The following is an 8,806-nucleotide window of genomic DNA, read 5'->3' as shown; positions in this document are numbered from 1 at the left end:
CCCCCGCTCCCACCCTTCGATCCCATCCCCCCTGGACATCCTCAAGGAGGCCGACGATGTCCCCCACGCCTCGACGACCCCGGCCATCGGCCGGATCGGCTCCACCACCATCGCGTCGCCACGTGCTTCTGGGCGCCGGCGCACTCGCCCTGGGTTCGGCCCTCGGCGCCTCCGGCTGTGCCCCCGGCTCCGGCGGGGGCGACGGACCGGAGGTCCGTTTCTGGAGCCTGTTCCAGGGCGGTGACGGCGCCAGGGTGGAGACCATGCTGGACGCGGTGCGCGAACAGGCGCCGCACCTGTCGGTCACCCCCAGCACGTTGGCGTGGGGGCCGCCGTACTACACGAAACTGGCGGTGGCCTCCGTCGGCGGGCGCGCCCCCGAGACCGCCGTGCTGCACCTGTCCCGGCTGCCCGGCTACGCTCCCGGCGGGTTGCTGGAACCCTTCGACCTGGACCTGCTGGCGGAGTTCGGGGTCACCCCCGAGGACTTCGTCCCCGACCTGTGGGAACGCGGGATCCACGACGGAGCCACGTACGCGATCCCGCTGGACACCCACCCGGTCATCATGTTCTACGACACCGAGGTGGCCGACCGGGCCGGGTTGCTCGACGGCGACGGGCGGCTGACCGGGATGGACTCGCCCGAGGGGTTCCTCGCGGCCTCCCGGGCGCTGGCCGAGGCCGGTGGCGGCAGCGGGATCACCTACGGGCACGTCAACGACGACTCCCAGGGGTGGCGGCTGTTCTGGATGCTGTACAACCAGCTCGGCGCGCCCCTGGACCTGCCCGAGGGCGGACCCATGGAGTTCGACCGCGACGCGGCGCTGCGGGTGTACGGCTTCCTCGCCGAACTCCTCGACGGGCAGACCTCCGAGGCGAACATGACGTACCGGACCGCGTTGGCGGCCTTCGCCGCCGGACGTTCGGGCATGCTCATCTGCGGTGAGTGGGAACTGCCCTACCTGCTGGATCACGTCGAGAACCTGGGCGCAGCACCGTTCCCCACGGTGTTCGACCACCCCGGTTCCTACGCCGACTCGCACGCCTTCGTCCTGCCCCGGCAGGGCGACCCGGACCCCGAGCGGGTGCGCGCCGCCCACGAGTTCGTGGCGCTCATGGTGCGCAACAGTCTGACCTGGGGCGAGGCCGGTCACATCCCGGCCTACTCCCCCATCGCGGAGTCCCCGGAGTATCAGGCGTTGAGCCCGCAGTCGGACTACGCGAGCGCCGGTGAGACCCCGGTGCTCGACCCGGAGGTGTGGTTCGCGGGGGCCGGCTCCCAGTTCCACACGGACGTGAGCGAGGCCCTGCGCACGGCGCTCACCGGAAGCGGCCCCGAGGCCGCGGTGGACGAGCTCGCCGGCGCCCTGGAGTCCTGGGCGACCCGCACGAACCCCGGAGGTGCGTGATGAGCGCCCCCACCGACGCCACCGCACGTCCGCGTTCCGGCGCGGCACCGACCACGACCCCACCCGGCGTCGGGACCCGCTTGCGGCGACGCACGGTCGACTCGCCCCTGGTCTTCCTGCTGCCCTTCCTGCTGGTCTACGCGCTGTTCCTCGGCTGGCCGCTGCTGAGCGGTCTGTGGATGAGCTTCACCGACATCGCGCTCAACGGCGCGGGTGGGGCGTTCGTCGGGGCGGACAACTACACCGAGGCGCTGGGCGACCCGATGGTGTGGCGCACGCTCGGCAACACCTTCCTCTTCACCCTCATGACCACCGTCCCCCTGGTGGTGGTCGCGCTGACCATGGCCGTGCTCGTGCACACCGGCCTGCCCGGCCAGTGGATGTGGCGGCTGTCGTTCTTCCTGCCGTTCCTCCTGCCGGTGGCCACCGTCGCCCTGGTGTGGGACTTCCTGTACGTGGAGGACTTCGGGCTGTTCAACAGCGCGTTGGGTTTCCTCGGCATGGAGGGTCTGGGATGGCTGACCGACGAGGGCGTGGCGATGTGGTCGGTCGCGCTCACCACGCTGTGGTGGACGGTCGGGTTCAACTTCCTGCTGTACCTGGCGGCCCTGCAGTCGATCCCCGACCACCTCTACGAGGCCGCGGCACTGGACGGCGCGGGCGCCTGGGCGCGGTTGTGGTACGTCACCCTCCCGCAGTTGCGCGGGACCACCGTGGTCGTGCTGTTGCTGCAGGTCCTGGCATCGATGAAGGTCTTCGACCAGATCTACCTGCTCACCGCCGGCGGCCCGGGGGACTCGACCCGTTCGCTGCTGCTCTACATCTACGACGTGGGCTTCACCGGCTACCGGTTCGGGTACGGCGCGGCGGTGTCCTACCTGTTCCTGGCGATCGTCCTCGTCATCGCCGGACTGCAGTTGTGGATCAGTGCGCGGAGGAAGGGCTGACATGGCGACACAGAACGTACTCGCGGATCGTCGGGCCACGCGGGCCGCGCAGGCCCGGGACCGCGCCCGCCAGCGTGACCTGGTGCTGGGCGGAGGACGTGGACCCCGTATCGCGGCCCTCACAGCCCTGGTGGTGCTCGCGGCCCTCTGGCTGGCCCCCATGCTGTGGGGTCTGGCCACCTCGTTCAAGTCGGAGGGGGACGCGGTCTCGCTGCCGCTGACCCTGTTCCCCGAGTCCGGGTTCACGCTGGAGCAGTACCGGAACCTGTTCGCGGCGGGCAACGTGCAGATGTGGATGTTCAACAGTCTGCTCATCGCCGTGCTGGTCACCCTGTTCACACTGGTCGTGGCCGCACCGGCGGCCTTCGCGATGTCGCGCATGGAGTTCCGGGGACGCGCAGCGCTGATGGTGCTGACGGTCGCGGCGATCGTGGTGCCGCCGCAGCTGCTCATCGTGCCGTTGTTCCAACAGATGGTGACGTTGGACCTGGTCGACACCTACACCGCCGTGATCCTGCCGCAGCTGGTGGCGCCGATCATCGTGTTCGTGCTCAAGCGTTTCTTCGACGCGGTGCCGCGTGAACTGGACGAGGCGGCACGGATGGACGGGGCGTCGTACTGGCGGTTGTTCACCTCGGTGATCCTGCCGTTGTCGCGACCGATCCTCGCCGCGGCGGCGATCTTCGTGTTCATCTCCGCCTGGAACAACTACCTGTGGCCGTTCATCATCACCACGGACCCGGCGCTGATGACCCTGCCGGTGGGCATCCCGAACATCCTGGACTCGTACGGGACGTTCTACGCCTCCCAGCTGGCGGCGTCGATGGTCGCCGCCGCGCCCATGGTGATCGTGTTCATGCTGTTCCAGCGACAGATCGTGAGCAGCGTGGCCACCACGGGCATCACCGGTAAGTGAGGGCCCCGACCCTCACAGCAGGAAGAAGCAGACGGTGGCGGCGAGCACGGCGCCGGTGACCAGGGCGCTGCGACGGCGCCCTCGGGCCGCCCGTGCCCCGCCACCGTCCTCCACCGGATCCGACCACGGCAGGTCGGGCCATCGCGCGGCCGTCGCGGCCAGGGCCCCGGCCACCGCCAGTGGGGTGGGGTACCAGAGCGCGACGGGGAGCGTCGTCCACTGGACGACGACCAGGCACAGGAAACCGGCGAACACGAGGACGACGGCCCGGTGGAGTCCGTCCCACCGGTCCCGCAGGCGCCGCCGACCCGCACCCCGGGCGGCCAGGGCCAGACTCCCCGCCGAGCACACGACGGTGAGTGTGGCGAGGGCCCAGACCGACATCCGGATCACGGTGTCGATCACGGTGCCTCCAGAAGCAGTCGACGGGCGACGTCCTCCACCCCGATCGGGCCGTCGGCGAGCACGACGACCGCGCGTTCGGCCTCCCGGTCCAGCGCGATCATGGAGGCGAAGCCGCCACCCAGACCGTTGTGCCAGGTGACGGCGGTGCCGTCGTGATCGGTGATCGCCCAGCCCAGCCCCTCGGCCTCACCCTCGTCCGCCCACCGGGGCTCCATGGCGCCGGCTCCGGGCGCGTCGCCGGACAGCAGGGCCGAGGCGAACCGGCCCATGTCGTCCCCGGTGGAGTGGACCGCCCCCGACGCGGCCCATCCCGTGCCGGTGAAGGGGGCGACCGGTCGCCCGGTGAGCCCGAACCCCGGGACGGCGTCGTCGGGCAGCTCGGCGACGGAGGCGGGAATCAGCGTGTCCTCCATCCCCAGGGGGACCAGGAGGCGTGCGCGCACGAGCGCGGCGTAGTCGATGCCCGCCGTCTCGGCCAGGGCCAGCCCCAGCACGGAGAACCCCAGGTTGGAGTAGGTGAATTCGCCGCGGCCGGAGAGTTCGACGTCGGCCGCGTGGGCGACGATCGTGTCGGGGTCGCCGTCGTAGGGGTCGTGGCCGCGGAGCGATCGCAGGGCCATGCGCACGTTCGTGACCACGCCGGAGGGGTGGTTCGGCACCCCGGAACGGTGGCCGGCGAGTTCGGCGAGGGTGACGGAGGCGGCGGGTGCGTCCCCCAGGTCCACCAACGTGCCGAGTTCGGTGTCCTCGGTGACCTCCCCGCGCTCGATCGCCTCGGCCAGGAGCATCCCGGTCATCGTCTTGGTGATGGAGGCGATCGGGTACACGGTGTCGGTGTCGGAGCCGAAGCGGGCGACGGTGGTCCGGTCCCCCTCGACCCGGACCACGACGGCCGAGGAGCGGGGGTCCTCGCTCAGCAGGGGGCGGGCGCGTTCGATGAGTTCCCGGTCGCCGGTGGCCCGCTCCGCCAGGGTCGGGTGTTCGGGTGCGAGGGCGACCCCCGCGACCAGCACCGGGGCCGCGACGGTGACGGCGAGCACGGATCGGAGACGTCGGCGCATGGGTGTCCGCCTTTCGCTCGGGTGCCGACGGTGCCGCGGGGGCTCAGAGGGAGCCCTTCGCGGCGGCGAGGATCACCAGAAGGGGCACCCGGCGATCGATGGGGACGACGTAATGGCCGCGACGGCGGGTGGTGAGCCAGCCCGCGGCGGCCAACAGGTTGACGTGGTGGTAGATCTGACCGGTGGTGCCGAACCCCTCCTGTTCCTTGAGCTCGGCGACGGTGGAGACACCGGACCACACGGCCCGCAGGATGCTGAGCCGCACGGGGTTGCCCAGGGCGTCCAGGGTCGTGGCCAGTTCGGCCCAGTCCAGGCCCGTGAGGTCCTCGGCGCCCAGACCGTACTGCCACTCGACGGGACCCTCCTCGCCGTCGAGGTGACCCGCGTAGACCACCGATCCCCCCGGCGACCCCTGCTGTCTGATCCCCTCCAGCACCCAGAGAGCGCCGTCCCCGGGGGTGGCGGCCGAGGGCCGGGGGACGTGCTCGGAGCGCTGTTCGAGTTCGGCGATCCTGGCCTCCAGGTCGGCCAGGCGTTCTTCGGTGGATCTGTCACTCACGAGCCCAGCCTACCCGCCTTTACGTTATTACGTAAGAACGGGTCACCGACGCTCCGGTGGAACGACTTTGCCGGATCCGGAACGACCGGTTCCGCCACCCTTACGTCACCTATTCCATGATGGAGGGGTGAACGTGGTGGCCGCCCTCCCGTGCTCACACGAGGTCCCGTCCTCCTCGGCCTACGCGGCCCGCCGAAAGACCGGTTAGGAGTTCCCCATGCGCCCAGCCAACGGGTGGCAGTACTTCGTCTGCACTCTGCTCATCGTCATCGGTGCCATCAACATCATCCAGGCGCTCACCGCGATCCTCACACCCGTCTTCTTCCTGGCCTCCGAGTCGCAGATGCTCGTCCTGGGGTACGAGGGCTGGGGCCTGCTCCTGGGAGTGTGGGGTGTGCTGATGATCGCCGCCGGCGCGGCGGTCCTGTCCGGTCGCACCTGGGCCAGGGTCTTCGGCATCATCCTGGCGTCCGTGAACGCGCTCGCCCAGTTGGCCTTCCTCATCGCCATGCCGCTGTGGTCGGCCATCGTCATCGCCATCGACATCCTGGTCATCTACGGGCTCACGGCCGGATGGCCGTCCGCGGTCGGTGACGGGAACAACGGCGCGACCGCCGTCTACCGGGCCGGCTACAGCGCCGCCCACGAGAAGCCCACCGCCGCCCCGCGCCCCACCGAGTCGCCGGAGCAGGGCAGCCGGCGCTCGCAGTCCACCGGTTGACCGCGCCCTCGACCCGGGACCGCGACCGCCCCGTTCCGCCACCGCGGAGCGGGGCGGTCGTCGCGGTGGGCGGGTCTCCGTGCGACCGGGGTCGGAGTGCGCCCGGGGTTCCCGGAGCGGGGTCCGCGACGTGGGGGCCTCGGGGCCTACGACGAGCGCGACGCCACGAACAGGCACGACGCACGGGTGGACGGGCCAGACCTGGCCCCCGGAGCGCCTGTGGACATCTCTCCGGGGAGGCGCGGAGAAACTAGACTGCGGGGCATGACCCCCAGCCACCGCGCATCCGCGCCGCGTTCCGCCGTGTCCGCCGCCGTGATGACCCACCCCGACCGCACCGCGCAGGCGGCGCGGATCGCGAACGCCACCGGCCTGACCCACGTGACCGTGGCGACCGATCCCGAACCCGAGGGCCCGCCCACCGCCCTGCGCAGTGCCCGTGTCGCCTTCGGGGCGGCCTCCGCGCACGACACCGACCACCACGTGGTGCTCCAGGACGACGTGCGCCTCGCCGACGGATTCGCCGCCTCCGTGGAACGCATCCTGGCCGCCCATCCCGAGGCGCCCGTGTCCCTGTTCGTCGAGTGGGGCTCGCGCACCGCCGTTCTGGCCCGTTGGGCGGTGTACACCGGGGTCGGCGCGGTCCCGGTGGTCAACCCCTATGTGCCCACGGTCGCGCTCGCCCTGCCACGGGCGCTCTCCGTGGAACTGGGGCGGTTCCTGGAGCAGGAGGAGCTCGCGGGCCTGCCGGACGATCGGGCGGTGCTGCGGTTCATGCGCGAACGCGGGATCACCCCGCTGGCCGCGGTGCCCAACCCGGTGGAGCACGAGGACCACCCCAGCCTGGTCGGCAATGACGAGCACGGTGCGCGACGGTCGGTCTGTTTCTCCGCCGTGGAGCGTACGGGCGGGGTGTTGGACCCACCGCGCGCCCTGCCGTTCCTGCGATGGAACCTCGGTACCCCGGTCCTGGTCGACCTGGATCACGACGTCCCCGAGGCCCACAGGCCGCTGGACGCGGTCCTCGCCGGGTGGGGCGCCACGCACGAGGACCTGGCCACGGCGTTGAAGGCGCACCACGGCGGTCTGTCCGGGGTGATCCCGGAGCCGTACCTGACCTCCGTGTGGCACACCGCGGTGGCCGACGGGGCGATCCTGGAGACGCGTTGGCCGGGCACCGTGAGCGCGCTGCGTTCCCGCACCGACGAACCGGCGGTGGAGCGCGCCCTGGCCTCCCTGGTGCCGGGGGCGCTGCGCACGTTCGTCGACGTCGACCGGCTGGCCGAACACCGCGCCCGGGTCGTGGCGATGACCCTGGGCGCCCTCGAACACGGGGCAGAACACTGCCGGGTCCCACCCGAGGAGCTGTGACCACCCGGACCGCCGGGCCCGCGGCCGGCCGTGTCTTCGGCCCGAGCCGGCGCCACCCGGGGCCCCACCGGAGTCGGCGGTGACGCCCCGGACGCACCGGACGCACCGGTCAGGACGGCCGAGAGCGTGACCTGTGCTCGCACGCCACCCGAACACCCCGACCACGCACCTTCCATCCGATGTGAGGAACCGCCCCGCGTGCACGACGGCACCGCACGAACCACGAACGTACGGATCTCCTGCGCGGTCATGACCCACCCGCGCCGCGCCGAGGCGGCCCACCGTCTCGCCGCGGCCCTGCCCGAACTCGCTCCGACCGTGGTCGTGGACCCCCGACCGCAGGCGCCGCCCTCCACGTTGCGCACCTCCCTGGCCGCCTGGGCCGCCCTGCACCCGCAGGCCACCCACCACCTGGTTCTACAGGACGACGCCGAGCCGTGTCCCGGCATGGTCGAGGCGCTGTCCACCCTGGTGGCGGCGCGTCCCGACGACCCCCTGAGCCTGTTCTGCGAGTGGGGATCGGCCACCGCCACCATGGCGCGGTGGGGGGCGTTGGGCGGGTACGGTCTGGCCTCGTGCGTGGACCGCTACGTGCCCACCGTGGGGCTCCTGCTGCCCGCGGGCATCGCACGGGAACTGGTGGCCACGGTGGATCCGGCGGGCCGGGAGGACGAACCCGACGACGAGGCCCTGGCCCGCTTCCTCGAACGTGTCGGCCGCTCGGCCCTGGTCACCGTGCCCAACCTGGTCGAGCACGACGGTGACGTGAGCCTGGTCGGCAACGCCCACCGGATGGGGGTGCGCCGGTCGGTGCTGCTCGGGGAGAAGGGCGACCCACCGCCCTCCACACGGGTGTTGCGGGCCCCGGAGCTGATCCCTTTCGTGAGTTGGCGGCGGGCCCGCGCCGCCGCCGTGCGCTGGGACACCGCACACCACCGCCACCTCCATCACGTCGGCCGGGTGCGCGCCTCGCTGGCCGAGACCGGGGTGGCGCACGCCGTGGTGGTGGAGGCGCTGGAGACGTGGCTGGCCACCGAGGAAGGCCGGCGGTCGGAGGAGGCACTCGGGTTCGGGCTGCTCCACGAACTGTGGCTGACGGCCACCGCCGTGGCCGTGTGGGCGCCGCTGCCCACGGCCGACCTCGTCGCACCGCCGTCGGCCGCACGACGGTCGCTGTCCACCCTGGCCACCGGCGGACTGCGCACCGTGGTCCCCCAGGTGCTCACCGGCCCGGGGGTCCGCACCGACCTGGACGCTATGCTGCGCGCCGCCCACGCCGCCGGCACGGCCGCGCGGTCGACCCCACACGGCTAGCCACGCACCAGGGCCAGGATCGTGGGGCGGGCCGATCGCGCGCTCTCGACTCTCCCGGCTCCGGCCACGCGACGGCCCCGGGCGAGGAGGTCGGGCGGGGTGA

General features: G+C 72.1%; 9 protein-coding genes. 6 read left to right on the top strand and 3 right to left on the bottom strand.

The window, feature by feature from the left end; all coding sequences use genetic code 11:
- Positions 1-122: 122 nt before the first annotated feature.
- The 3 genes from DSY14_RS12850 to DSY14_RS12840 are packed head-to-tail and all read left to right on the top strand — an operon-like array spanning position 123 to position 3,272.
- Positions 123-1,409, top strand: a complete 1,287-nt coding sequence (locus DSY14_RS12850) for an extracellular solute-binding protein (protein WP_307851206.1) — start codon at positions 123-125, stop codon at positions 1,407-1,409.
- Entirely contained in the window at positions 1,409-2,356 is a 948-nt protein-coding gene (locus DSY14_RS12845) for a carbohydrate ABC transporter permease (RefSeq protein WP_211716757.1), read from the top strand. Before DSY14_RS12850 ends, DSY14_RS12845 begins: the two co-directional genes overlap by 1 nt.
- 1 nt (position 2,357) lies before the next feature.
- Positions 2,358-3,272: a carbohydrate ABC transporter permease gene (locus DSY14_RS12840; RefSeq protein WP_211716756.1), complete on the top strand. Its 915-nt coding sequence runs from the start codon at positions 2,358-2,360 to the stop codon at positions 3,270-3,272.
- Between the two features lie 12 nt (positions 3,273-3,284).
- Here the strand turns inward: DSY14_RS12840 and DSY14_RS12835 are convergent, their stop codons facing one another.
- The 3 genes from DSY14_RS12835 to DSY14_RS12825 are packed head-to-tail and all read right to left on the bottom strand — an operon-like array spanning position 3,285 to position 5,297.
- Positions 3,285-3,677, bottom strand: a complete 393-nt coding sequence (locus DSY14_RS12835) for a hypothetical protein (protein ID WP_211716755.1) — start codon at positions 3,675-3,677, stop codon at positions 3,285-3,287.
- Positions 3,674-4,738 (bottom strand): serine hydrolase domain-containing protein, encoded by a 1,065-nt coding sequence (locus tag DSY14_RS12830; RefSeq protein ID WP_211716754.1) that lies wholly within the window; start codon positions 4,736-4,738, stop codon positions 3,674-3,676. Before DSY14_RS12830 ends, DSY14_RS12835 begins: the two co-directional genes overlap by 4 nt.
- Positions 4,739-4,781: 43 nt before the next feature.
- Positions 4,782-5,297, bottom strand: a complete 516-nt coding sequence (locus DSY14_RS12825; RefSeq protein ID WP_211716753.1) for a helix-turn-helix transcriptional regulator — start codon at positions 5,295-5,297, stop codon at positions 4,782-4,784.
- Positions 5,298-5,514: 217 nt separating this feature from the next.
- On the opposite strand from DSY14_RS12825, the gene DSY14_RS12820 reads away from it, so the two are divergent.
- From DSY14_RS12820 to DSY14_RS12810, 3 genes are all read left to right on the top strand, one after another.
- Positions 5,515-6,018 carry a hypothetical protein gene (locus DSY14_RS12820; RefSeq protein WP_211716752.1) on the top strand — a complete coding sequence of 168 codons (504 nt, stop codon included), beginning with the start codon at positions 5,515-5,517 and terminating at the stop codon, positions 6,016-6,018.
- Between the two features lie 264 nt (positions 6,019-6,282).
- A complete protein-coding gene (locus tag DSY14_RS12815) occupies positions 6,283-7,389 on the top strand; it encodes a hypothetical protein (protein WP_211716751.1) in 1,107 nt (368 codons plus the stop codon).
- Positions 7,390-7,638: 249 nt separating this feature from the next.
- Positions 7,639-8,703: a hypothetical protein gene (locus DSY14_RS12810; RefSeq protein ID WP_249187787.1), complete on the top strand. Its 1,065-nt coding sequence runs from the start codon at positions 7,639-7,641 to the stop codon at positions 8,701-8,703.
- Positions 8,704-8,806: the final 103 nt, after the last annotated feature.

This window comes from Nocardiopsis sp. MG754419, from assembly GCF_018207095.1.
Taxonomy (GTDB): Bacteria; Actinomycetota; Actinomycetes; order Streptosporangiales; family Streptosporangiaceae; genus Nocardiopsis.
This window is presented reverse-complemented; position numbering and strand designations above follow the sequence as displayed.

What these genes read in the sequence shown, in the direction of transcription:
- DSY14_RS12845 (WP_211716757.1), top strand. Translation starts at nt 1,409, where the DNA reads ATGAGCGCCCCCACCGACGCCACCGCACGTCCGCGTTCCGGCGCGGCA.
- DSY14_RS12840 (WP_211716756.1), top strand. Translation starts at nt 2,358, where the DNA reads ATGGCGACACAGAACGTACTCGCGGATCGTCGGGCCACGCGGGCCGCG.
- DSY14_RS12830 (WP_211716754.1), bottom strand. Translation starts at nt 4,738, where the DNA reads ATGCGCCGACGTCTCCGATCCGTGCTCGCCGTCACCGTCGCGGCCCCG.
- DSY14_RS12820 (WP_211716752.1), top strand. Translation starts at nt 5,515, where the DNA reads ATGCGCCCAGCCAACGGGTGGCAGTACTTCGTCTGCACTCTGCTCATC.
- DSY14_RS12815 (WP_211716751.1), top strand. Translation starts at nt 6,283, where the DNA reads ATGACCCCCAGCCACCGCGCATCCGCGCCGCGTTCCGCCGTGTCCGCC.
- DSY14_RS12810 (WP_249187787.1), top strand. Translation starts at nt 7,639, where the DNA reads ATGACCCACCCGCGCCGCGCCGAGGCGGCCCACCGTCTCGCCGCGGCC.